21 protein-coding genes and 2 tRNA genes are annotated in these 21,539 nt (G+C 67.7%); 6 read left to right on the forward strand and 17 right to left on the reverse strand.

The window, feature by feature from the left end; all coding sequences use genetic code 11:
• Together BKA02_RS13415 and BKA02_RS13420 are read right to left on the reverse strand one after the other, a co-directional pair.
• A complete protein-coding gene (locus tag BKA02_RS13415; RefSeq protein WP_179434779.1) occupies positions 1 to 693 on the reverse strand; it encodes a hypothetical protein in 693 nt (230 codons plus the stop codon).
• Positions 690 to 845: a ribbon-helix-helix domain-containing protein gene (locus BKA02_RS13420; protein ID WP_179434781.1), complete on the reverse strand. Its 156-nt coding sequence runs from the start codon at positions 843 to 845 to the stop codon at positions 690 to 692. The genes BKA02_RS13415 and BKA02_RS13420 overlap by 4 nt, the downstream gene beginning before the upstream one ends.
• A gap of 127 nt (positions 846 to 972) precedes the next feature.
• Here BKA02_RS13420 and valS point away from each other — a divergent pair, with 127 nt between their 5' ends.
• From valS to BKA02_RS13440, 4 genes are read left to right on the forward strand one after another with little or no spacing between them, the layout of a single operon-like run.
• Positions 973 to 3,552 (forward strand): valine--tRNA ligase, encoded by a 2,580-nt coding sequence (gene valS / locus BKA02_RS13425; RefSeq protein WP_179434783.1) that lies wholly within the window; start codon positions 973 to 975, stop codon positions 3,550 to 3,552.
• Positions 3,552 to 3,767, forward strand: coding sequence for a hypothetical protein (locus tag BKA02_RS13430; RefSeq protein WP_179434785.1), 216 nt, complete (start codon positions 3,552 to 3,554; stop codon positions 3,765 to 3,767). The genes valS and BKA02_RS13430 overlap by 1 nt, the downstream gene beginning before the upstream one ends.
• 32 nt (positions 3,768 to 3,799) lie before the next feature.
• On the forward strand, positions 3,800 to 5,851 hold the full coding sequence (locus BKA02_RS13435) for a M3 family metallopeptidase (protein WP_179434787.1): 2,052 nt from the start codon (positions 3,800 to 3,802) through the stop codon (positions 5,849 to 5,851).
• A 3-nt stretch (positions 5,852 to 5,854) separates the two neighbouring features.
• Entirely contained in the window at positions 5,855 to 6,460 is a 606-nt protein-coding gene (locus tag BKA02_RS13440; protein WP_179434789.1) for a class I SAM-dependent methyltransferase, read from the forward strand.
• Between the two features lie 13 nt (positions 6,461 to 6,473).
• Here BKA02_RS13440 and clpX read toward each other — a convergent pair whose 3' ends face one another.
• The 9 genes from clpX to BKA02_RS13485 all read right to left on the reverse strand — a co-directional run bounded on the left by clpX (position 6,474) and on the right by BKA02_RS13485 (position 15,399).
• Entirely contained in the window at positions 6,474 to 7,742 is a 1,269-nt protein-coding gene (clpX, locus tag BKA02_RS13445) for an ATP-dependent Clp protease ATP-binding subunit ClpX (RefSeq protein ID WP_179434790.1), read from the reverse strand.
• 134 nt (positions 7,743 to 7,876) lie between these two features.
• Complete coding sequence (locus tag BKA02_RS13450) at positions 7,877 to 8,758, reverse strand: aldehyde dehydrogenase family protein (protein WP_179434792.1); 882 nt, start codon at positions 8,756 to 8,758, stop codon at positions 7,877 to 7,879.
• Entirely contained in the window at positions 8,755 to 10,197 is a 1,443-nt protein-coding gene (locus BKA02_RS13455) for an aldehyde dehydrogenase family protein (RefSeq protein WP_179434794.1), read from the reverse strand. Before BKA02_RS13455 ends, BKA02_RS13450 begins: the two co-directional genes overlap by 4 nt.
• Before the next feature lie 10 nt (positions 10,198 to 10,207).
• Positions 10,208 to 11,230, reverse strand: a complete 1,023-nt coding sequence (gene deoC, locus BKA02_RS13460) for a deoxyribose-phosphate aldolase (protein ID WP_425487511.1) — start codon at positions 11,228 to 11,230, stop codon at positions 10,208 to 10,210.
• A complete protein-coding gene (locus tag BKA02_RS13465; RefSeq protein ID WP_218844562.1) occupies positions 11,227 to 12,177 on the reverse strand; it encodes a sugar-binding transcriptional regulator in 951 nt (316 codons plus the stop codon). Before BKA02_RS13465 ends, deoC begins: the two co-directional genes overlap by 4 nt.
• Before the next feature lie 158 nt (positions 12,178 to 12,335).
• Positions 12,336 to 12,986 carry an ATP-dependent Clp protease proteolytic subunit gene (locus tag BKA02_RS13470; RefSeq protein ID WP_179434796.1) on the reverse strand — a complete coding sequence of 217 codons (651 nt, stop codon included), beginning with the start codon at positions 12,984 to 12,986 and terminating at the stop codon, positions 12,336 to 12,338.
• Between the two features lie 17 nt (positions 12,987 to 13,003).
• Positions 13,004 to 13,594: an ATP-dependent Clp protease proteolytic subunit gene (locus tag BKA02_RS13475; protein ID WP_179434798.1), complete on the reverse strand. Its 591-nt coding sequence runs from the start codon at positions 13,592 to 13,594 to the stop codon at positions 13,004 to 13,006.
• Between the two features lie 165 nt (positions 13,595 to 13,759).
• The gene (gene tig, locus BKA02_RS13480; protein ID WP_179434800.1) at positions 13,760 to 15,235 is read right to left on the reverse strand and encodes a trigger factor; all 1,476 of its coding nucleotides are present in this window, start codon (positions 15,233 to 15,235) and stop codon (positions 13,760 to 13,762) included.
• 90 nt (positions 15,236 to 15,325) lie between these two features.
• A tRNA-Pro gene (locus BKA02_RS13485) sits at positions 15,326 to 15,399 on the reverse strand.
• Between the two features lie 113 nt (positions 15,400 to 15,512).
• Between BKA02_RS13485 and BKA02_RS13490 the strand changes: the two genes are divergently transcribed.
• Both BKA02_RS13490 and BKA02_RS13495 read left to right on the forward strand, forming a co-directional pair.
• Positions 15,513 to 15,586: transfer RNA gene (locus tag BKA02_RS13490), tRNA-Gly, on the forward strand.
• Positions 15,587 to 15,627: 41 nt separating this feature from the next.
• Positions 15,628 to 16,860, forward strand: a complete 1,233-nt coding sequence (locus BKA02_RS13495; RefSeq protein WP_179434802.1) for a hypothetical protein — start codon at positions 15,628 to 15,630, stop codon at positions 16,858 to 16,860.
• Between the two features lie 90 nt (positions 16,861 to 16,950).
• Here the strand turns inward: BKA02_RS13495 and BKA02_RS13500 are convergent, their stop codons facing one another.
• The 6 genes from BKA02_RS13500 to BKA02_RS13525 form a co-directional block, all read right to left on the reverse strand.
• Entirely contained in the window at positions 16,951 to 17,304 is a 354-nt protein-coding gene (locus BKA02_RS13500) for an RNA polymerase-binding protein RbpA (protein WP_179434804.1), read from the reverse strand.
• The gene (secG, locus tag BKA02_RS13505) at positions 17,304 to 17,552 is read right to left on the reverse strand and encodes a preprotein translocase subunit SecG (protein ID WP_179434806.1); all 249 of its coding nucleotides are present in this window, start codon (positions 17,550 to 17,552) and stop codon (positions 17,304 to 17,306) included. The genes BKA02_RS13500 and secG overlap by 1 nt, the downstream gene beginning before the upstream one ends.
• Before the next feature lie 84 nt (positions 17,553 to 17,636).
• Positions 17,637 to 18,431, reverse strand: coding sequence for a triose-phosphate isomerase (tpiA, locus tag BKA02_RS13510; RefSeq protein ID WP_179434808.1), 795 nt, complete (start codon positions 18,429 to 18,431; stop codon positions 17,637 to 17,639).
• The gene (locus tag BKA02_RS13515; RefSeq protein ID WP_179434810.1) at positions 18,422 to 19,648 is read right to left on the reverse strand and encodes a phosphoglycerate kinase; all 1,227 of its coding nucleotides are present in this window, start codon (positions 19,646 to 19,648) and stop codon (positions 18,422 to 18,424) included. The genes tpiA and BKA02_RS13515 overlap by 10 nt, the downstream gene beginning before the upstream one ends.
• A gap of 9 nt (positions 19,649 to 19,657) precedes the next feature.
• Positions 19,658 to 20,668: a type I glyceraldehyde-3-phosphate dehydrogenase gene (gene gap, locus BKA02_RS13520; protein WP_179434812.1), complete on the reverse strand. Its 1,011-nt coding sequence runs from the start codon at positions 20,666 to 20,668 to the stop codon at positions 19,658 to 19,660.
• Positions 20,669 to 20,772: 104 nt separating this feature from the next.
• The gene (locus tag BKA02_RS13525) at positions 20,773 to 21,399 is read right to left on the reverse strand and encodes a superoxide dismutase (protein ID WP_179434814.1); all 627 of its coding nucleotides are present in this window, start codon (positions 21,397 to 21,399) and stop codon (positions 20,773 to 20,775) included.
• Positions 21,400 to 21,539 lie beyond the last annotated feature (140 nt).

Consider the following 21,539-nt stretch of genomic DNA (forward strand, 5'->3'; position numbering starts at 1 on the left):
TCAGGATTCGCGGTGATAGCCGTGCAGGTCGTCCTGGACGCCGTTGATCCAGACCTCCGCTCCGCGATCGGGGTCGGGGATGCGGATGGTGCGGGCGAACGCCTCGTCGACGACGGATGCATCGAACCCGGCGTCGCGCAGGCGCGCGGCGAGCGCGTCGAGGTCGCCGCGCGCCTCGAACGACAGCCCGAGTCGCGGCTCACCCTGGTGCAGACCGACGGAGCCGCCGTCGGCAGTCAGCTCCACCCAGCCGCCACGATCCGCGGCCACGCCCGGTGCAAGTCCCAGCGCCTCGAGCAGGGCACGCGGCTCACCGAGATCGGGTTGGAACCAGATCGGCTGCACCGCGATGGAGCCCGATGCCGGCGGCACCGCACCTGCGGAGACCGTGATCGACAGCCCGGAACCGACGCGCACCTGGAGCATCTCCCCCACGCCGTCCATCGTGATCCGCTCAGGATGGAACGAGGCGATGCGGGCCTGCGCTGTATCCAGGTCGTCGACGAGGAGGTGGATGTCGATCATTCCGGCACGATGCTCATCCGTTGCTCGATGCACCGCGAGCACCCCGCCGCCGTGAAACTCCGCCCACGCGGGATCGGGCGTGAACGGCGCGCTGAAGCCCATCGCCTCGGCCAGCGTCCACCAGCGCTCGAGGGCATTCGTGTACACGATCTGCTGAACGGTCGTCATCGCCGCTCCTCCAGGTACTCTCGCAGCGCGGTCTCGACGAGGGCGGACAGACTCGCGCCCTCATCGATCGCCCGATGCTTGACGTCGCGGATCAGGTGCCGAGGAAGATACACGTTGAACTGCGCCTTCCCCCCTTGCTTGCTTTCTTGCATGCTAACATGCTAGCACTATAGCGCCTACTCGGTGGAGCTCTGCACCGCGGACCGCCCGGTAGACTGACCGGAAACCCACACTCAGGCACGCACACACCGTGCCGCATACATCGCTCAGGAGGCCTCCATGTCCGTGATCCCCGACAAGCCCGCACTCGAAGGTCTCGAAGCGAAGTGGGACGGCGTCTGGGCCGAGCAGGGCACCTACCTGTTCGATCGCCTGCGCGCCGCCGAGCTCGGCCGTGAGGGCGTGTACTCGATCGACACCCCTCCGCCCACGGCATCCGGGTCGCTGCACATCGGCCACGTGTTCTCGTACACGCACACCGACGTCAAGGCGCGCTACGAGCGCATGCGCGGCAAGAGCGTGTTCTACCCGATCGGCTGGGACGACAACGGCCTGCCGACCGAGCGCCGCGTGCAGAACTACTACGGCGTGCGCGTCGACGTGACCCTCCCCTATGACCCGGACTTCACGCCGCCGTTCGAGGGCAATGCGAAGAGTCTGAAGGCCGCCGACCAGCAGCCGGTGAGCCGCCGCAACTTCATCGAACTGTGCGAGAAGCTCACGGTCGAGGACGAGAAGCAGTTCGAGGACGTGTTCCGTCAGCTCGGACTCAGCGTCGACTGGACGCAGACCTACCGCACGATCTCGGATGAGACGATCCGGCAGAGCCAGCTCGGGTTCCTCCGCAATCACGAGCGCGGCGAGGCCTACCAGGCGCTCGCGCCGACCCTGTGGGACGTCGACTTCCGCTCGGCGATCGCGCAGGCCGAGCTCGAAGATCGCGAGCAGCAGGCGGCATACCACCGCATCGCGTTCCACAAGAGCGACGGTTCGGGCGACATCCACATCGAGACCACCCGCCCCGAACTGCTCGCCGCCTGCGTCGCGCTGGTGGCGCACCCCGACGACGAGCGCTATCAGCCGTACTTCGGATCCACCGTGCGCACGCCGCTGTTCGACGTCGAGGTTCCCGTGCGCGCACACCACCTCGCGCAGCAGGACAAGGGCTCCGGCATCGCCATGGTCTGCACCTTCGGCGACGTGACCGACATGGTGTGGTGGCGCGAACTCGACCTGCCGATCCGCACAATCCTCGGTCTCGACGGTCGGGTGATCTCAGAGGCACCCGAGGCGATCGAGTCGGATGCCGGAAAGGCCGCCTACGCGGAGCTCGCCGGCAAGACCGTCTTCAGCGCCAAGAAGCGCATCGCCGAGCTCCTCGAGGAGTCGGGCGAGCTGCTCGAGGTCTCCAAGCCCTTCAATCACGCCGTGAAGTTCTTCGAGAAGGGCGACCGCCCCCTCGAGATTGTCTCGACCCGCCAGTGGTACATCCGCAACGGTGCCCGCGACTCCGAGTTGCAAGAACAACTGATTGCCCACGGCACGCAGTTGCAGTGGCACCCCGACTTCATGCGCGTGCGGTACGAGAACTGGGTCGGCGGCCTCACCGGCGACTGGCTCGTGTCGCGCCAGCGCTTCTTCGGGGTGCCGCTCCCGGTCTGGTACGGGCTCGACGAGAACGGCGAGCGCGACTACGACCGCGTGATCGTGGCCTCTGCCGAACAGCTTCCGGTCGACCCGACCGTCGACGTGCCCACCGGGTACACCGAGGACCAGCGCGGCGTGCCGGGCGGCTTCCAGGCAGAAGTGGACATCCTCGACACCTGGGCGACATCGTCGCTGACCCCGCAGCTCGCCGGTGGCTGGCAGCGCGACGAGGAGCTGTGGAACCTCGTCTCCCCGTTCGACGTGCGCCCGCAGGGTCAGGACATCATCCGCACCTGGCTGTTCTCCACGATGCTCCGCTCGACGCTCGAAGACGGACGTTCTCCATGGAAGCACGCGTCGATCTCGGGCTTCATCGTCGACCCCGACCGCAAGAAGATGTCGAAGTCCAAGGGCAACGTGGTCACCCCCGCCGACATCCTCGACAAGCACGGGTCGGATGCCGTCCGCTACTGGGCCGCCTCAAGTCGCCTGGGCGTGGATGCAGCATTCGACCCGCAGAACCCGACCCAGATGAAGATCGGCCGTCGCCTGGCGATCAAGATACTCAATGCGGCGAAGTTCGTGCTGTCGTTCCCCGTGCCCGAAGGCGCGCAAGTCACCCACGCTCTGGATGCCTCCATGCTCGCCGCCCTCGACGAGGTGGTCGCCGACGCCACCAAGGCGTATGACGGTTTCGATCATGCCCGGGCGCTCGAAGTGACCGAGTCGTTCTTCTGGACGTTCTGCGATGACTATCTCGAGCTCGTCAAGGAGCGCGCCTACGACCAGACCGATGTCGGGCAGCCCTCTGCCGCGCTCGCCCTGCGCATCGCGCTGTCGACACTGCTGCGACTGCTGGCACCCGTTGTGTCGTTCGCGACCGAAGAGGCCTGGAGCTGGTTCGAGGAGGGCTCGGTGCACACAACGGCGTGGCCGACCGCGGGCGAGCTCGCCGGTGGCGACCCCTCGGTGTTGTCGGCCGCCAGCGCGGCGCTGATCGGCATTCGACGAGCCAAGACCGAGGCCAAGGTGTCGCAGAAGACGCCGGTGTCGAGCCTGACGATTCGTGCGGACGACCACACGATCGAACGGTTGACGCTCGCTGAAGGCGACCTTCGTGCCGTCGGGCGCATCGAGAAGCTCGAACTGCTCGGTGGGTGGAACGAGCTGGTCGTCGAGAACGTCGTGCTCGCCGAGCAGGAGGAGAACTGATGCAGCTGGGGACGCGCTGGGCGGCGGGAACCGATGCGCCGGCATCCGTCCCCGCCGCGCTGCTGCCCGCGATCGCCGAGGTCGAGCAGAAGGGCCTTTCGGGGCATTGGACGCTGACCTGGCTGGAGGGTCGCCCGATCGCCGAGCTCGACGCCGGCTGGGAGGTCGTGCAGACCGCCTCGGGCGAGGTCGTCGCACGCGAACTCGAGGACTGACACGTGCGCGTCGTGGGCCGTAGGCTCGTCTGATGACCGACGCCGCGAACCCGCTTCTCTCGCCCTCGCCTCTCCCCTACGCACTGCCGGACTACGCGGCGATCCGCCCGGAGCACTACCTGCCGGCCTTCCGCGTCGCATTCGAGGAGCATCGCACCGAGATCGCCGCGATCACCCGAGTGCGCTCGATGCCCACGTTCGAGAACACGATGGTGCCTCTGGAGCGCGCCGGCGCCACCCTCGACCGCGTCGCCCACGCGTTCTACACCGTGAGCTCGGCGGATGCCACGCCCGAGATCCAGGAGATCGACGAGGAGCTCGCTCCCCTCATGGCCGCCCACGAAGACGCCATCCGTCTCGACGCGCAGCTGTACTGGCGGGTGAAGACCCTGCACGAGCAGCTCGACGCGCAGGACCTCGACCTCGAGAGCCGATACCTCGTCGAGCGGCACTTCCGCGAGATGACCCACGCCGGCGCCGCGCTCGACGACGAGGCGAAGAGCGCCCTCACCGCCCTGAACCAGAGGCTTTCCGCCCTCACGACCACGTTCGAGAAGAACCTGCTCGCCGACACGAACGACCTCGCCGTGCTGTTCGAGAGCGCAGCGGAACTCGACGGACTCGCGGCGGGCGAGTTGTCCGCGGCGGCGCGCGCCGCGACCGACCGCGGGCACGAGGGCGGCTACCTGATCACGCTGCCCCTGTTCACCGGGCATCCGTATCTGGCCTCGCTGACGAACCGCGAAAGTCGCCGACGCATCATGGAGGCGTCGCGCTCGCGCGGCACGCGAGGAGGCGCGAACGACAATCGCGCCGTCCTCACCGAGATCGTCTCGCTGCGCGCCGAGCGCGCTGTGCTCCTCGGCTACGACTCGCACGCCGCGTACGTGACGGCCGATGAGACTGCCGGGACTCCGGATGCCGTCGCCGACCTGCTTCGGCGCCTCGCTCCGGCTGCGGCAGCCAACGCCCGCGCCGAGCAGGCCGCGCTGCAGGCGATCATCGACGAGACCGAGGACGAGCCGTTCGCTCTCGAGGCGCACGACTGGGCGTTCTACACCGAGAAGGTGCGCGCAGCGCGGTACGACGTCGACACCGCGGCCCTCCGCCCCTGGTTCGAGGCGGAGCGGGTGCTGCACGACGGCGTGTTCTACGCGGCGACGCAGCTGTACGGCGTGACGTTCGCCGAGCGCGACGACCTGGTCGCCTATCATCCCGGCGCCCGCGTCTTCGAGGTCTTCAACCCCGACGGCTCGGCGCTGGGCCTGTACGTGCTCGACCTGTACACGCGGGACTCGAAGCGCGGCGGCGCGTGGATGAATCCGATCGTCAGTCAGTCGGCGTTGCGCGGCACGGCTCCGGTGGTGGTCAATAATCTCAACGTCGCCCAGCCCGGCGATGGCCAGCCGACGCTGCTCACCCTCGACGAGGTCACGACCCTGTTCCACGAGTTCGGACACGCTCTGCACGGCTTGTTCGCGACCGTGACCTACCCGCACTTCGCCGGGACGAACGTGTTCCGCGACTTCGTGGAGTTCCCCAGCCAGGTCAACGAGATGTGGATCCTGTGGGCCGATGTGCTGGACAACTACGCCCGTCACCACGAGACCGGTGAGCCCCTGGACACCGCGATCGTCGAACGCCTGCGCGCGACGGAGACGTTCAACCAGGGCCACGACACGACCGAGTACCTCGCCGCCGCCTGGCTCGACCAGGCATGGCACCGCCTCGCGTCCGGCGATGCCGTGACCGACGTCGCGGCATTCGAAGCGCAGGCGCTCGCGGAGATCGGGCTCGACCTCGCCACCGTGCCGACCCGCTACTCGTCGACCTACTTCGCGCACGTGTTCTCGGGCGGATACAGCGCCGGGTACTACTCGTACATCTGGAGCGAGGTGCTCGACGCCGACACCGTGGAGTGGTTCCGCGACAACGGCGGGCTCACCCGCGAGAACGGTGACCGGTTCCGCAAGAGGCTGCTCGGCGTCGGAGGATCGAAGGATCCGCTCGAGGCGTACCGCGACTTCCGTGGAAGGAATGCCGAGATCGCACCGCTGCTCGCACGCCGGGGGCTGGAGGGGTGACGCATGGATGACGTCGAGAAGGTCATCGCGGGCGTGTTCGACGAACGCGCCGACTCGTACGACGACAAGCCGTTCCACCATGATCTGACCACCGCAATCGCCGAATTCATCGATCTCTCCGCCGTATCGCGGGTCGTCGATCTCGCCACTGGCACGGGCCTCATGCTCCGCGCGCTCGATGCACGAACCCCTGGTCTCGCGCTGACGGGCGTCGACATCTCCGAGCGGATGCTGGCCATCGCCGCGCATGCGCTGCCCCACGCCTCGTGGGTCCTGGCATCGGCGGCGTCGACGGGACTGCCCGATGCCTCCACCGATCTGGTCACCTGCGTGACGGCTCTGCACCTCATGCCTGACAAGGATGGGGTGCTCGGCGAATGCCGGCGCCTCCTCGCCCCGAACGGGAGACTGGTCACGGCGACGTTCTCGGAGGGCGGTCGCCGCCCGTCGCCGTCGCGCTATCTCGGAAGCGCCGTCGACCACGACTCGTTCAGCACGCAAGAGGCGCTGCGGCAGACCATGGGCGCTTCCGGCTTCGCCCTGGCGAGGCATCAACGCTGGGAAGACGCCACGCACATCATGGGACTCGCGGAGTTCCTGCCGCACTGAGCGGTCGGGGTGGTCAGGCGCTCTTGCGCTTGCGGCTCATCGCGACGGTAGGCGGGGCGCCCTCTTCGACCGAGGCCCTGGTCACGACGACCTTCGTGACGTCCTCGCTCGACGGGATCTCGAACATGATCGGTCCGAGCACGTCTTCGAGGATCGCCCGCAGGCCGCGTGCACCGGTCTTGCGATCGACGGCGAGGTCGGCGATCGAGCGCAGGGCGTCTTCCTCGAAGTCGAGCTCGACTCCGTCGAGCTCGAACATGCGCCGGTACTGCTTGACCAGGGCGTTGCGTGGGCCGGTGAGGATGTCGATCAGCGCATCCTGATCGAGCGGCGACACCGAGGCGACGACGGGAAGCCGGCCGATGAACTCGGGGATCAGGCCGAACTTGTGCAGGTCTTCCGGCAGCACCTCGCTGAACAGGTCGAGGTCCTTGGCCTTGTCGTGCAGCGGAGCGCCGAAGCCGACACCGTGCTTGCCGACGCGGGACGACACGATGTCTTCGAGACCCGCGAAGGCGCCTGCGACGATGAACAGCACGTTCGACGTGTCGATCTGCAGGAACTCCTGATGCGGATGCTTGCGTCCGCCCTGCGGCGGCACCGAGGCGACCGTGCCCTCGATGATCTTCAGCAGCGCCTGCTGCACGCCCTCGCCCGACACATCGCGTGTGATCGATGGGTTCTCGGACTTGCGGGCGATCTTGTCGATCTCGTCGATGTAGATGATGCCCTGCTCGGCGCGCTTGACGTCGTAGTCGGCGGCCTGGATGAGCTTGAGGAGGATGTTCTCGACGTCTTCGCCGACGTACCCCGCCTCGGTGAGCGCCGTGGCGTCGGCGACGGCGAAGGGCACGTTGAGGCGCTTGGCCAGAGTCTGCGCGAGGTAGGTCTTGCCGCACCCGGTCGGACCGATCATCAGGATGTTGCTCTTGGCGATCTCGACCTCTTCGGCCTTCTGCTCGGCCGGCTGGAGGGTTCCGTGCGCCCGCACCCGCTTGTAGTGGTTGTACACGGCGACCGCGAGCGCCCTCTTCGCCGGCTCCTGACCGACGACGTACTCCTCGAGGAAGGCGAAGATCTCGCGAGGCTTGGGGAGCTCGAAGTCGGCGACCTCGCCGCTGGCGGACTCCGCCATACGCTCTTCGATGATCTCGTTGCACAGCTCGACGCACTCGTCGCAGATGTACACGCCGGGGCCCGCGATGAGCTGCTGGACCTGCTTCTGGCTCTTTCCGCAGAACGAGCACTTGAACAGGTCGGCGCTCTCACCGATACGAGCCATGCGCATCCTCCTTCGTGGTGCTCCGGCGGATCAAGCCTTCCGTGACCCGCCGTTCGAGCCTAACCTCTGGGACCGACACCGCGGCGCATCGCCACGGTTCCCGTGGATACCCGTCTCACGTGCCGCTCAGCGGCTCAGAGCATGCTCTTCGGATGCCACACGGTCTTCGTCTCGACGAACGCCGTGATCCGCTCCACGGACGCCCCTGCCGCAGCGGTCGACGGAACGGGAGCGAGCACGCGCGTGAGCGTGTCGGCGGCGGCGATCTGCAGATCCACCCACTCCAGCTCTCCGGCACCCGTGAGATCCAGCGCGTTCACGTCGGCGTGCGAGGCCAGCCAGGGAGCGATCTCGGCCGGCGAGCCGGTGAGCACGTTCACCACTCCCCCCGGCACATCGCTCGTCGCGAGCACCTCGGCGAGGCTGATCGCCGACAGCGGATGCCGCTCGCTCGCCACGACGACGACGGCATTGCCCGACACGAGGGCGGGAGCCACGACCGAGACGACGCCGAGCAGCGCGGTGTCCTGCGGGGCGATGATCGCCACGACGCCGGTCGGCTCTGGTACCGAGATGTTGAAGTAGGGGCCGGCGACGGGGTTGGCGTTACCGGCGACCTGGGCGTACTTGTCGCACCAGCCCGCGTACCAGACCCAGAGGTCGATCGCCGCATCGACCTGCGCACCGGCGACCGCGGCCGTCACGCCCTCCTGCGCGACGATCTCGTCGACGAACTGCGCACGGCGACCTTCGAGCACCTCGGCCACCCGGTAGAGCACCTGACCGCGGTTGTAGGCGGTCGCACCCGACCAGCCCTTGACCGCCGCGCGGGCGGCGACCACGGCGTCTCTGGCATCCTTGCGCGAGGCCTTGGCGGCATTGGCGAGGAACATGCCCTTGGCGGAGAGCACCTCGTAGGTGCGCCCCGACTCGCTGCGCGGGAACGCGCCGCCGATCGCGAGCTTGTACGTCTTCGGAACGGTGAGCCGATGAGAGGTCGTAGGTCGCTTGCTCATGCTGCGGCTCCCTTGAGATAAGCGGTCAGTCCGTGGCGACCGCCCTCACGGCCGTATCCGGACTCCTTGTAGCCGCCGAACGGACTGGCCGGATCGAAGCGGTTGAACGTGTTCGCCCACACGACGCCGGCGCGCAGCCGGTCGGCGACGGCGAGGATGCGCGAGCCCTTGTCGGTCCAGATGCCGGCCGACAGGCCGTACGGGGTGTTGTTGGCCTTGGCGATCGCCTCGTCCGGGGTGCGGAAGGTCAGCACCGACAGCACCGGCCCGAAGACCTCTTCACGGGCGATGCGATGCGAGGCCTCGACCCCCGTGAAGATCGTCGGGGCGAACCAGAAGCCCTTCTCGGGGATCACGCAGTCAGCGCTCCAGCGCTCCGCCCCCTCGACCTCGCCGATGTCGCTGAGTTCACGGATGCGCGCCAGCTGCGCGGCGGAGTTGATCGCGCCGATATCGGTGTTCTTATCGAGCGGGTCTCCCATGCGCAGCGTCGACAGACGGGTCTTCAGGCGATCGATCACCTCGTCGTGGATCGACTCCTGCACGAGCAGGCGGCTGCCCGCGCAGCACACATGGCCCTGGTTGAAGAAGATGCCGTTGACGACCCCCTCGACGGCCTGGTCGATCGGCGCATCGTCGAACACGATGTTCGCGGCCTTGCCGCCCAGCTCCAGCGTGACTTTCTTGCCCGTGCCGGCGACGGCCTTGGCGATATCACGGCCGACACCGGTCGACCCGGTGAAGGCGACCTTGTCGACATCGGGGTGACGCACGAGTGCCGCCCCGGTCGCACCGGCCCCGGTGACGATGTTCACGACCCCGGCAGGAAGATCGGCCTGCTGCAGGATCTCCGCAAAGATCAGCGCACTCAACGGGGTGGTCTCGGCCGGCTTGAGCACGACCGTGTTGCCCGCGGCCAGAGCCGGGGCGATCTTCCACGCGAGCATGAGCAGCGGGAAGTTCCACGGGATGATCTGTCCGGCCACGCCGTGCGCCCGGGGGTTGGCGCCGAGTCCGGCGTAGTCGAGCTTGTCGGCCCATCCGGCGTAGTAGAAGAACCACGAGGCGACGAGCGGAACGTCGACGTCGCGGCTCTCCTTGATCGGCTTGCCGTTGTCCAGGCTCTCGGCGACAGCGAGCTCGCGTGCCCGCTCCTGCACGAGACGGGCGATGCGGAACAGGTACTTGCCGCGGTCCCGTCCGCTCATCTTCGACCACACCTTGTCGTAGGCGCGGCGTGCCGCGGCGACGGCGCGGTCGACATCCTCCTCATCGGCGTACGCGATCGAGGCGATCGGCGCCTCGTCCGCCGGAGAGATGGTCGTGAACGCGTCGCCGCGCCCGTCGACGAACTTGCCGTCGATGAACAGGCCGTAGTTCTCGCGCAGATTCAGGATGCTGCGCGATTCGGGGGCCGCTGCGTATTCCAGGAAGCTCATGGGCGGATCCTCAGTCGATCGTCACGTAATCGGGGCCGGAGTAGCGGCCGGTCATCATCTTCTGCCTCTGCAGCAGCACGTCGTTGAGCAGGCTCGAGGCTCCGAACCGGAACAGGTGCGGCTGCAACCACTCCTCGCCCACCGTCTCTGCGACGTGCACGAGGTACTTGATGGCGTCCTTCGAGGAGCGGATGCCGCCGGCGGGCTTCACGCCGATGCGCTGCCCCGTCATCCGATGCCAGTCGCGCACCACTTCGAGCATGAGCAGAGTCACGGGAAGCGTGGCGGCGGGCTGTACCTTGCCCGTGGACGTCTTGATGAAGTCGCCGCCGGCGAGGATCGCCAGCCACGAGGCGCGCTTGACGTTGTCGTACGTCGTCAGCTCGCCCGTCTCCAGGATCACCTTCAGCGCGGCCGAAGTGCCGTCGTCGCGCCGACAAGCATCCTTCACCTGCACGATCTGGTCGAACACCTGCCCGTAGCGGCCCGCCAGAAACGCGCCGCGATCGATGACCATGTCGATCTCGTCGGCGCCGGCGTCGACGGCGTCGCGCGTGTCGGCGAGCTTGACCTCCAGCGACGCCCGCCCCGACGGGAACGCGGTGGCGACGGCGGCGACCGAGATGGCGCCGTCGTCGGGATCGCCGTGCCGCGCGCCCAGCGCCTCGATCGCAGCGGGAACCATGTCGCCGTACACGCACACCGCAGCGACCGGCGGACACGACGGATCCGCCGCATCCGGCAGCTTCGCCTTCGACACGAGCGAGCGCACCTTGCCGGGCGTGTCTGCGCCCTCGAGAGTGGTGAGATCGGTCAGACGCACGATGGTGTCCAGTGCCCACGCCTTCGATGCGGTCTTGATGGATCGGGTGCCCAGGCCCGCGGAGCGCTGCTCCAGGCCCACGGCATCCACCCCGGGAAGGCCGTGCAGGAAACGGCGCAGCGTCGTGTCGTCGGGCTCCCCGCCGAGCACGTCCACCGCGCTGTTCCCGACACCTGCGGAGGGCGCGGGTCTGGTGAGTTCGGTCGTCACTTCTCCTCCAGGAGGGTCAGAGCGGTCTCCTCGTCGGTGACCGCCATCGTGCACAATCCACTCGTGATCACCGTGCGGGCGACGTCGTGCTTGGCCCGGCCCGCCGTCACGAAGACCGTCCGGTCCGCGGCGCGCAGCCGATCGAGCGGAAGTCCCACGGTGCGGGAGTCCAATTCGGCGTCGACGATGTTACCGTCGGCGTCGATGTAGCGGCCGAGCACATCGCCGACGGCTCCCCGCTGCGAGAGCTCGTCGATGTCGGCGGCGTCGAGGTAGCCGTTCTCGACGTGCGCCGAACGCGCATCGCACACGCCGGCGGTGAACAGGAAGACATCGGCCGCGGTGGCTTCGGCGAGAACCCCGGCCACGGTGCGATCGCGTTCGATGGCCTGCTTCGTCTCGAGCCGCTCGAGGATCGCGGGGCTCGGCAGCAGCGACACCTCTCCCGATGCGCGCTGCGCGATGGTGACGGCGAGGGTCGCCGCACCGCCAGGGCGGCGGTTGACGCTCACACCGCCGTTCATCTGCACGACGTGCACGCCGCGGGCCCAGCCGTCAGGCAGGCGCTCCGAGACCGCCGTGAGCGTGCGCCCCCAGCTGACCGCGAGCGTGCGGGGAGCAGGGCGCAGGGCGGTGAGGTGGTCGGCGGCGGCCTGAGCGACCCGCGCCATCGTCTCGTCGTCGTCGGAGGCGACGGGCACCACGACGGCGTCGGCGAGAGTGAACCGCTCGCGCAGCGCGCGCTCCAGGCCCAGACGCCGCGCGCGCGGGTGGACGATCTCGATCCGCACGATCCCGTCGGTGCGGGCCTGCGCGAGCAGACGCCCCACCTTCCACCGCGAGACGTTGAGCAGTGCGCCGATCTCGTCCTGCGTGCGCTCCTCGTCGTAGTACAGCTCCGCGACGCGCACCGAGAGCAGCTCGTCATCGATCGCGGGGGTGGTCATGCCGTCAGGATACGCCGTTACCTGCGCATGCGCATCTGTTTGCTCATATGCGCACACCTTCACCCGCACATGCGCATGAGTGCCGCGCTCGCGACGCCTGTGCATGCCGAAGAGGGCGACCCGGAATCCCGGATCGCCCCCTTTGATGCGCGGAACGGTCAGGCCGTCGCGACGCGCTTGCGACTGGAGAGCACCTGGTCGACGATGCCGTAGTCCTTGGCCTCCTCGGCGGAGAGGATCTTGTCGCGGTCGATGTCGCGGTTGATCTGCTCCACCGGCTTGCCCGTGTGCCTGGCCATGGTCTCTTCCAGCCAAGTCCGCATGCGGAGGATCTCCGCCGCCTGGATCTCGATGTCGGACGCCTGCCCCTGACCGGCCTCACCCATGGCGGGCTGGTGGATGAGCACGCGAGCGTTGGGCAGCGCGAGACGCATGCCCGGCGTCCCCGCAGCCAGCAGCACCGACGCGGCCGAGGCGGCCTGGCCCAGCACGACGGTCTGGATCTGCGGTGCAACGTACTGCATCGTGTCGTAGATCGCGGTCATGGCGGTGAACGAGCCGCCGGGCGAGTTGATGTACATCGTGATGGCGCGCTCCGAGTCCTGGCTCTCCAGTACGAGCAGCTGGGCCATCACGTCATCGGCCGAGGCGTCGTCGACCTGCACGCCGAGGAAGATCACGCGGTCTTCGAACAGCTTGTTGTAGGGGTCCTGGCGCTTGAAGCCGTAGGCGGTGCGCTCTTCGAACTGCGGCAGCACGTAACGGCTCGAGGGCAGGTTTCCGGCGGAGCGGAACGTGGGTGTGTACATGGGGTTCTCTCCAGCCTTTACTTCTCGACGCCGGTTCCGCCGCCGCCGTGCACGTCGGAGGCGTGCTCGCGGATGTGGTCGACGAATCCGTACTCCAGTGCCTCGTCGGCGGTGAACCAGCGGTCGCGGTCGCCGTCGGCGTTGATCTGGTCGACGCTCTTGCCCGTCTGCGCCGCCGTGATCTCGGCAAGGCGCCTCTTCATCGACAGGATCAGCTGCGCCTGGGTCTGGATGTCGCTCGCCGTGCCGCCGAATCCGCCGTGCGGCTGGTGCAGCAGCACGCGCGCGTTCGGGGTGATGTAGCGCTTGCCCTTGGTGCCGCTGGTCAGCAGGAGCTGCCCCATGGATGCGGCCATGCCGATCCCGACGGTGACGATGTCGTTCGGCACGAACTGCATCGTGTCGTAGATCGCCATTCCCGCGGTGATCGAGCCACCAGGAGAGTTGATGTAGAGGTAGATGTCCTTCTCGGCATCCTCGGCGGCGAGAAGGAGAATCTTCGCGCAGATCTCGTTCGCGTTCTCGTCGCGCACCTCGGATCCGAGCCAGATGATGCGATCCTTCAGCAGCCTGTCGAAGACACTCGTCGCGACCAGGGGTTCAGCCATTTCTGCTCCTGTTTCCGTGTTCGGTGATTCGAATCTACCGGCGGCGACGCAAGCGCCCGGCCGTTGTTCGCCGTCGGCATATCAGGCGTCGCCCCGGCATGTCGCCGACGACGACGAAGGGGCGGATGCCCGTGCATCCGCCCCTTCCTCGATGATCGCGTGCGATTACTCGGCCTTGTCGGCCGCCTTCTTCACCGGCGCCTTCTTGGCGGCCGGCTTCTTGGCAGCGGGCTTCTTCTCCGCCTTCTCGTCGGCAGCGGCATCCTTCTTCGCCGCCGGCTTCTTGGCGGGGGCCTTCTTCGCCGCGGGCTTCTTCGCGGCGGGCTTCTCGGAACCCTCGGCCTCGGCATCCGACTCGTCGGAGTCGTCGGCGATGAACCCGGTCAGGTCGACGGCCTTGCCCTTGCTGTCCTTCACGGTCACCTTACCGAGCGCGATCGCGAGAGCCTTGTTGCGGGCGACCTCGCCGACCAGGGCCGGAATCTGGTTCGACGACTGCAGCGCTTCGACGAACTCCTGCGGCTGCATGCCGTACTGGGCCGCGGACTGGATGAGGTACTGGCTCAGCTCCTCTTGCGAGACCTGCACGTCCGCCTCCTCGGCGATCGTGTCGAGCAGAACCTGCGTGCGGAACTGCTTCTCGCTGGCCTCGGTGACCTCCGCGCGGTGCTCGTCGTCGTCCAGACGTCCCTCGCCCTCGAGGTGGTTGTGCACCTCGTCCTCGACGAGCTGCGCTGGCACGGGGATGTCGATCTTGTCGAGCAGCACCTCGATGAGCTTGTCGCGGGCGGCGGAGGCCTGCGTGAACACGCCCTGCTGGTCGACCCGCTCGCGCAGGCTCTCGCGCAGCTCGGCGATGGTGTCGAACTCGCTCGCGATCTGCGCGAAGTCGTCGTCGGCCTCGGGCAGCTCGCGCTCCTTGACCGACGTGACGGTCACGGAGACCTCGGCATCCTCGCCGGCGTGGTCGCCACCGACAAGCGACGAGCGGAACGTGGTGCCCTCGCCTGCGGTGAGCGACTCGATCGCGTCGTCGATCCCCTCGAGCAGCTCGCCCGAGCCGACCTCGTACGAGACGCCCTCGGCCCGGTCGATCTCGTTGCCGTCGATCGTGGCCACGAGGTCGAGCTCGACGAAGTCGCCCTTGGCGACCGGGCGGTCGACGGGGATCAGCGTGCCGAAGCGCGCGCGCAGGCTCTCCAGCTCGGCATCGAGAGCGGCGTCATCCGCCTCGACGGCGTCGACGGTGAGCGTGATGCCATCGAGCGCCGGAACCTCGATCTCCGGGCGCACGTCGACCTCGATGTCGACCTTCAGGTCGCCCGAGAAGTCCTTGTCGCTCGGCCAGTCGGTCACATCGGCCGACGGCCGGCCCACGATGCGCAGCTTGTGCTCGGCGACCGCCTCCTGGAAGAAGCGGTCCAGCCCCTCATTGACGGCGTGCTCGATGACGGCGCCGCGGCCGATGCGCTGGTCGATGATGGGCGCGGGCACCTTGCCCTTGCGGAAGCCGGGGATCTGCACGTCTTGCGCGATGTGCTCGTACGCGTGATCGATGCTGGGCTTGAGGTCTTCGGGGGTGACCGTGATGTTGAGCTTGACCCGGGTGGGGGCCAGCTTCTCGACGGTGCTGTTCGCCATGCTGGTGTGTCTCCTTGTGAATGTTCCGCGCGATCCGGCGCGGCTGCGACTCGTAGCGGACCGAGCTCTGGGTCGGTTCTTCTCACTACGTCGGGGCGACAGGATTTGAACCTGCGACCTCCCGCTCCCAAAGCGGGCGCTCTACCAAGCTGAGCTACGCCCCGGATGAGGAACCCGCGCGCGCGGGAACGGCCCAGACGAGTCTAACGGAACAGCGGCGTCAGAACCGTCCGCTATGATCGAGACGTCGGCGCCCACGCGGATGCGGGGCGCCTTCGGGGATGTAGCTCAATGGTAGAGCCTCAGTCTTCCAAACTGATGGTGCGGGTTCGATTCCCGTCATCCCCTCCACCTCCGCCCACGCGGCGGGCCCCTGACGTCGGGAGCTCACCATGACGGATCCTTTCCTCCCGGCCCCGGGCGCACCCGCCGCGGCGCAGGGCGGGCACGACTTCCCGCAGCGTCTCGTAGCGCCCGCACCGACCCTGTTCGTCGCAGCAGCAGCGAAGCGCCGCCGCTTGGCCCCCTGGCTGATCGGCACCGGGGTCGTCGCGCTCATCGCGGCGATCAGCGGCGGCACGCAGCTGGCCACCAACCTCGGCTACGACGATGCGGAGGAGCACCTCGTCAGCGCCGCCGAGTATCAGAACGACGCGGCGATGACCCTGGGGGCGGTCGTGGACGACGCGACGGAGGTCACGGGAGCGGCCGGCGGCATCCTTGACTACGGCACGGGGGCGGTGCTGTCCGCCGACGAGCTCGCGCCCCTGCGTACCGATCTCGAAGAGACGACCGCCGTGCTCGACGACGCTCAACGGCTTGCGGGCACCGAGACGCCGACGGCATCCGGCAAACCCTTCTGGGCGTGGGAGCTGTCCGCCGCCGCCGCCGAGTTGCGCGACGACGCGGACGACGCCGACGCCATCGCCGAGGAGATGGCGACGATGCGGGAGGATCTGCAGGGCGAGGTCGACGGGCTGGGCACCCTCGGCAGCGACCTGCTCACCCAAGCCGCCGGCCGTGCGGCAGACATCGAGCAGGAGCTCCCGTCGGCCGAGAACGAATCGATCCTCCAGCTGCGGAGCACGGCGGATGCGCTTGCCGACGCCTCGTCATCATTGGACGACGATGCGCAGGCGGCCTTCAAGGCGTTCGACGATGCGGTCGTCGCCGCCCGGAGCTCGTATCAGGCCGAGCTCGATTCGAAAGCCGGCCCGTTGCTGGAGACGCGCCTCGAGGTCGAGGACTATGCGCGCACGCTCGCACCCGGGGTCCTCATGGACTTCGACTGGTCGGTGCTCGTGAACGGACTCGGGGTCGGCGGCTGGCTGTCCGGCCAGACCTGGTGGCACTACGACCGCGGCGGCTACGCCACGATCGAGCTGTCGGACTCGGTCGCCGAGCAGTGGCCCTCGGCGGCGACGCAGGCGCTCGTCGCGCACGAGGTCGGCCATGCCATCACCGTGAAGTGCCGAGACCTCTACGACGACTCGGATCAGGGGACGATCGAGGCTTGGGCGACGGCGTGGGCCATCAGCATGGGCTTCACCGATCCGGGAAACGGCACCTCGGCTTACGGCGCGCCGTCTCAGGAGATGATCGACCTCGCAGCGACGTGCCGCTGACCACATCCTGCGAGTGCATGACATACACGCGAATGCGCGGCCTGTTTCAGTGAACAGACCGCGCATTCGGCGATAAGCCGTGCACTCGCGTTACTGGCCGCGACGGTCCCGCAGCTGCTTGAGCGCGTCGCCGAGAAGCTGCTCGGCCTCTTCGTCCGACCGGCGCTCCTTCACGTAGGCGAGGTGCGTCTTGTAAGGCTCGTTCTTGGCGATCTCCGGCGGGTTGTTCTGGTCCCGGCCCGCAGGCAACCCGCTGTGCGGATGATCGATGACGTCGGGGATCTCCTCTTCGGGAAGACCAGCGGCGAAGTAGCGCACGGTCTCGTTGCCCAGACCGTCCCAGTACGACACGGCGATGCGGTCGGCGTGGTAACCGTGATCCTGCTCCCCCATCGGCCCCGAGCCGACGCGGGTGCCGCGGATCGCGCTGCCACCGGTGGCCATCAGATGACCTCGAACTTCGTGATGAGGCCGAGTCCGACGATCGCCACGAACCAGACGAGCGCGAGCACCACCGTGAACCGGTTGAGGTTGCGTTCGGCCAGGCCGGATGAGCCGACCGCCGACGTCATGCCACCGCCGAACATGTCGGACAGGCCGCCACCGCGCCCCTTGTGCAAGAGGATCAGCAGGGTGAGCAGCACGCTGCTGATGCCGAGCAGCACCTGCAGGATGAACTGGAGAATATCCACGGATAAGCCTTTCGAGCGGGCCGTTCAGTCGTTCGAGCCCGCGTGACGCTCAAGTATACGTCGATGGTGCGGCACGCCTCGGGGTCACACCCCGACGTGCTTCTGGAATCGGATGATGGCGGCGAAGTCGTCGACCACGAGGCTGGCACCGCCGACGAGCGCGCCGTCGACGTCGGGCTCGCGCATGAAGCCGGCGATGTTCGCCGCCTTGACGGAGCCGCCGTACAGGATGCGCGTGCGTGCCGCGGCATCGGCACCGAGCGCCTTGGCCACGACCTCGCGGAGCACCGCGCACACATCCTGCGCCTGCTGCGGAGTGGCAGCCTGGCCCGAGCCGATCGCCCAGACGGGCTCATAGGCGACGACGATGTCGGCATCCGCCGACACACCGTCGAGGGCCGCTTCGAGCTGGCCCGCGGGAACAGCGCTGGCGCCATGCTTCTCGAGGTCTTCCGCCGTCTCTCCGACGCAGATCACGGGGACGATGCCGTGCTTCAGCGCCGCGGACACCTTCGAGGCCACGACCTCATCGGTCTCTGCGTGGTACTCGCGGCGCTCGGAGTGACCGATGATGACGTAGCCCACGTCGAGCTTCGACAGGAATGCCCCCGACACCTCGCCCGTGTAGGCACCCGAGTCATGCGCGGAGAGATCCTGCGCGCCGAGTGCGAACGGGATCTTGTCGGCGTCGATCAGCGTCTGCACGCTGCGGATGTCGGTGAACGGCGGGAAGACCGCCACCTCCACAGATCCCTCCTCGTGCTTGGCATCCTTGAGCGTCCAGTGCAGCTTCTGCACGAACGCAACCGCCTGCAGGTGGTCGAGATTCATCTTCCAGTTGCCCGCGATCAGCGGGATGCGGGTCGTCTTCACGCCCATCCGAGGACCTCCAGTCCGGGAAGCTTCTTTCCTTCGAGGAACTCGAGGCTCGCGCCTCCGCCCGTCGAGATGTGTCCGAAACGATCGTCGGCGAAACCGAGCTGACGCACCGCGGCCGCCGAGTCTCCGCCGCCGACGACGCTGAGGCCGTCGACGTCGGTGAGCGCCTGAGCGACGGTCTTGGTGCCCGCGGCGAAGGCGGGGAACTCGAACACGCCCATCGGGCCGTTCCAGAACACGGTCTTTGAACCACGGATCGCCTCGGCGAACGCCGCGGCCGTGTCCGGTCCGATGTCGAGTCCGACGCCTGCGGCGCCGAACGAGGTCTGCTCGATGGCGTCGGACGGTGCGATCTCGTGATCAGCCTCCGCGGCGAACGAGGAGGCCACCACGACGTCCGTGGGCAGGACGAGTTCCACACCGCGCTCGTCCGCCTCGGCGATGTACTCGCGCACGGTGTCTAGCTGGTCCTTCTCAAGCAGGCTCGCCGCGACGGGATGCCCCTGCGCCGCGAGGAAGGTGAACAGCATGCCGCCGCCGACGAGCAGTCGATCCACGCGGGGCAGCAGATGCGAGATCACGCCGAGTTTGTCGGAGACCTTGGATCCGCCGAGCACGACCGTGTACGGACGCTCCGGGTTCTCGGTGAGCCGATCGAGCACGTCGAGCTCCGTGGCGATCAGGAGACCGGCCGCCGACGGGAGCAGCGTGGCAAGTTCGTAGACGCTCGCCTGCTTGCGGTGCACGACCCCGAAGCCGTCGGAGACGAAGGCGTCGCCGAGTGCGGCGAGCTGCTCGGCGAAGGCCGTGCGCTCCTGCTCGTCCTTCGAGGTCTCGCCGGGGTTGAAGCGGAGGTTCTCGAGCACGACGACCCCGCCGTCCTCGACGGCGTCCACGGCCTCGCGGGCCGACTCGCCGATCGTGTCGCGTGCGAAGGCCACGGGGGCGCCGAGCAGCTCGGACAGCCGCTGAGCGACCGGTTCGAGACTGTACTGCGGGTCCGGAGCTCCCTCGGGGCGTCCGAGGTGCGAGCACACGATCACGCGAGCCCCGGCGTTGATGAGGGCGTTGAGGGTCGGCAGCGACGCGCGCACGCGGCCATCATCCGTGATCGCCCCGTCCCGGAGGGGGACGTTGAGGTCACAACGGACGATGACGCGTGTGCCGTCGAGCGAACCGACCGATTCCCGAAGGGTTTCGAGGGTGCGCAGAGTCATGATGCGGGATCAGATCCGCTCGGCGACGTACTCGGTGAGGTCGACGAGACGGTTCGAGTAACCCCACTCGTTGTCGTACCAGCTGGAGACCTTGACCAGGTTTCCGCTGACGTTGGTCAGCGTGGAGTCGAAGATCGACGAGTGCGGGTTGTGCACGATGTCGCTGGAGACGATCGGATCTTCGTTGTACTGCAGGAACCCCTTGAGCCGGCCGTCGGCCGCAGCCTTCTTGTACGCGGCGTTGACGTCGTCGACGGTGAGGTCTTCGCGCTCGGTGATCAGCGTGAGGTCGACGATCGAGCCGGTCGGAACCGGGACGCGGTACGACGAGCCGCTGAGCTTGCCGTTGAGCTCGGGCAGCACCTCGCCGATGGCCTTGGCGGCGCCGGTCGAGGCGGGCGTGATGTTGATCGCGGCGGCGCGAGCGCGACGCAGATCGCCGTGCGGGCCGTCCTGCAGGTTCTGATCGGCCGTGTAGGCGTGCGCGGTCATCATGAAGCCGCGGACGATGCCGAACTCGTTGTCGAACACCTGCGCGAGCGGTGCGAGGCAGTTCGTGGTGCACGAGGCGTTGGAGATGATGTGCTGCGTGGCGGGGTTGTAGGAGTCCTCGTTCACACCCATCACGAAGGTTCCGTCGACGCCGGTGCCCGGTGCCGAGATGAGGACCTTCTTGGCGCCCGCGTCGATGTGCTTCTTGGCGAGTTCCGCCTTGGTGAAGAATCCGGTGGACTCGATGACGATGTCCACGCCCAGCTCTCCCCAGGGGAGGTTCGCGGGATCGCGGTCGGCGAAGGCCTTGATCTTCTTCCCGTCGACGGTGATGCTGTCGTCGTCGTAGCTGATCTCCGCGTCGAGCACCCCGCCGACCGAATCGTACTTGAGCAGATGCGCGAGCGTCTTGTTGTCGGTGAGGTCGTTCACGGCGACGATCTCGAGGTCAGCCCCCTGCGCGAGCGCCGCGCGGAAGTAGTTGCGTCCGATGCGGCCGAAGCCGTTGATACCGATCTTGACAGACACTCAGGTCTCCTGGTTGTCGAGCGCAGGCTGCGCGATGTGTTCGGGAAAAGGTGTGGACAACGGCGTCCCGACGGGCGCTACGCCCGTCGGGACGCGCGCCGTGATTACGACAGTACCAGCAGGCCGTCCGTCTTCTCGCGGGCGATCTGGAACCGCTGGGCCACGTTCTCCCAGTTGGCGATGTTCCATGCCGCCTTGATGTAGTCGGCCTTCACGTTGAGGTAGTCGAGGTAGAAGGCGTGCTCCCACATGTCGAGCTGGAACAGCGGCACGGTGCCCTGCGCCGTGTTCGCCTGCTGGTCGAAGAGCTGCTGGATGATCAGCTGCGCGCCGATCGGATCCCAGCTCAGCACGGCCCAGCCCGAGCCCTGGATGCCGGCCGCCGCCGCGGTGAAGTGCGCCTGGAACTTCTCGAACGAGCCGAAGAACTCCTCGATCGCGGCCTTGAGCTCGCCCTCGGGCTGACCGCCGCCGTTCGGCGACAGGTTGGTCCAGAAGATCGAGTGGTTCACGTGCCCGCCGAGGTTGAAGGCGAGGTCCTTCTCGAGTTTGTTCACGCCTCCGAGGTCGCCGCTCTCGCGCGCCTCGGCAAGCTTCTCCAGAGCGGTGTTCGCGCCGGCGACGTAGGCCGCGTGGTGCTTGTCGTGGTGGAGTTCCATGATCTTCCCGCTGATGTGCGGCTCGAGAGCCGAGAAGTCGTAGGGAAGGTCGGGGAGCGTGTACTGCGCCATGTCGAATTCATCCAATCCGCGCCGCGCACGCGGCGCTTGCCGGTCCCTCACGACGCCGATCTGCATCGTGTGGCGGACGTTCCCATCCTAGTGATCGGCAACGCCTCGGACACCCGGATGCTTCCCCGGATGACACGTCC

The organism is Microbacterium pseudoresistens, from assembly GCF_013409745.1.
In the GTDB taxonomy this organism is placed as follows: Bacteria; Actinomycetota; Actinomycetes; order Actinomycetales; family Microbacteriaceae; genus Microbacterium; species Microbacterium pseudoresistens.

Excerpts from the sequence above, each read along its gene's own strand:
- BKA02_RS13495 (WP_179434802.1), top strand. The coding sequence starts at position 15,628 with ATGACGGATCCTTTCCTCCCGGCCCCGGGCGCACCCGCCGCGGCGCAG.
- BKA02_RS13415 (WP_179434779.1), bottom strand. The coding sequence starts at position 693 with ATGACGACCGTTCAGCAGATCGTGTACACGAATGCCCTCGAGCGCTGG.
- BKA02_RS13450 (WP_179434792.1), bottom strand. The coding sequence starts at position 8,758 with ATGAGCAAGCGACCTACGACCTCTCATCGGCTCACCGTTCCGAAGACG.
- tpiA (WP_179434808.1), bottom strand. The coding sequence starts at position 18,431 with ATGGGCGTGAAGACGACCCGCATCCCGCTGATCGCGGGCAACTGGAAG.
- BKA02_RS13440 (WP_179434789.1), top strand. The coding sequence starts at position 5,855 with ATGGATGACGTCGAGAAGGTCATCGCGGGCGTGTTCGACGAACGCGCC.
- BKA02_RS13475 (WP_179434798.1), bottom strand. The coding sequence starts at position 13,594 with ATGGCTGAACCCCTGGTCGCGACGAGTGTCTTCGACAGGCTGCTGAAG.
- BKA02_RS13525 (WP_179434814.1), bottom strand. The coding sequence starts at position 21,399 with ATGGCGCAGTACACGCTCCCCGACCTTCCCTACGACTTCTCGGCTCTC.
- BKA02_RS13470 (WP_179434796.1), bottom strand. The coding sequence starts at position 12,986 with ATGTACACACCCACGTTCCGCTCCGCCGGAAACCTGCCCTCGAGCCGT.
- clpX (WP_179434790.1), bottom strand. The coding sequence starts at position 7,742 with ATGGCTCGTATCGGTGAGAGCGCCGACCTGTTCAAGTGCTCGTTCTGC.
- BKA02_RS13430 (WP_179434785.1), top strand. The coding sequence starts at position 3,552 with ATGCAGCTGGGGACGCGCTGGGCGGCGGGAACCGATGCGCCGGCATCC.
- BKA02_RS13420 (WP_179434781.1), bottom strand. The coding sequence starts at position 845 with ATGCAAGAAAGCAAGCAAGGGGGGAAGGCGCAGTTCAACGTGTATCTT.
- valS (WP_179434783.1), top strand. The coding sequence starts at position 973 with ATGTCCGTGATCCCCGACAAGCCCGCACTCGAAGGTCTCGAAGCGAAG.
- BKA02_RS13465 (WP_218844562.1), bottom strand. The coding sequence starts at position 12,177 with ATGACCACCCCCGCGATCGATGACGAGCTGCTCTCGGTGCGCGTCGCG.
- BKA02_RS13515 (WP_179434810.1), bottom strand. The coding sequence starts at position 19,648 with ATGACTCTGCGCACCCTCGAAACCCTTCGGGAATCGGTCGGTTCGCTC.
- BKA02_RS13435 (WP_179434787.1), top strand. The coding sequence starts at position 3,800 with ATGACCGACGCCGCGAACCCGCTTCTCTCGCCCTCGCCTCTCCCCTAC.
- BKA02_RS13455 (WP_179434794.1), bottom strand. The coding sequence starts at position 10,197 with ATGAGCTTCCTGGAATACGCAGCGGCCCCCGAATCGCGCAGCATCCTG.
- tig (WP_179434800.1), bottom strand. The coding sequence starts at position 15,235 with ATGGCGAACAGCACCGTCGAGAAGCTGGCCCCCACCCGGGTCAAGCTC.
- BKA02_RS13500 (WP_179434804.1), bottom strand. The coding sequence starts at position 17,304 with ATGGCCACCGGTGGCAGCGCGATCCGCGGCACCCGCGTCGGCTCGGGG.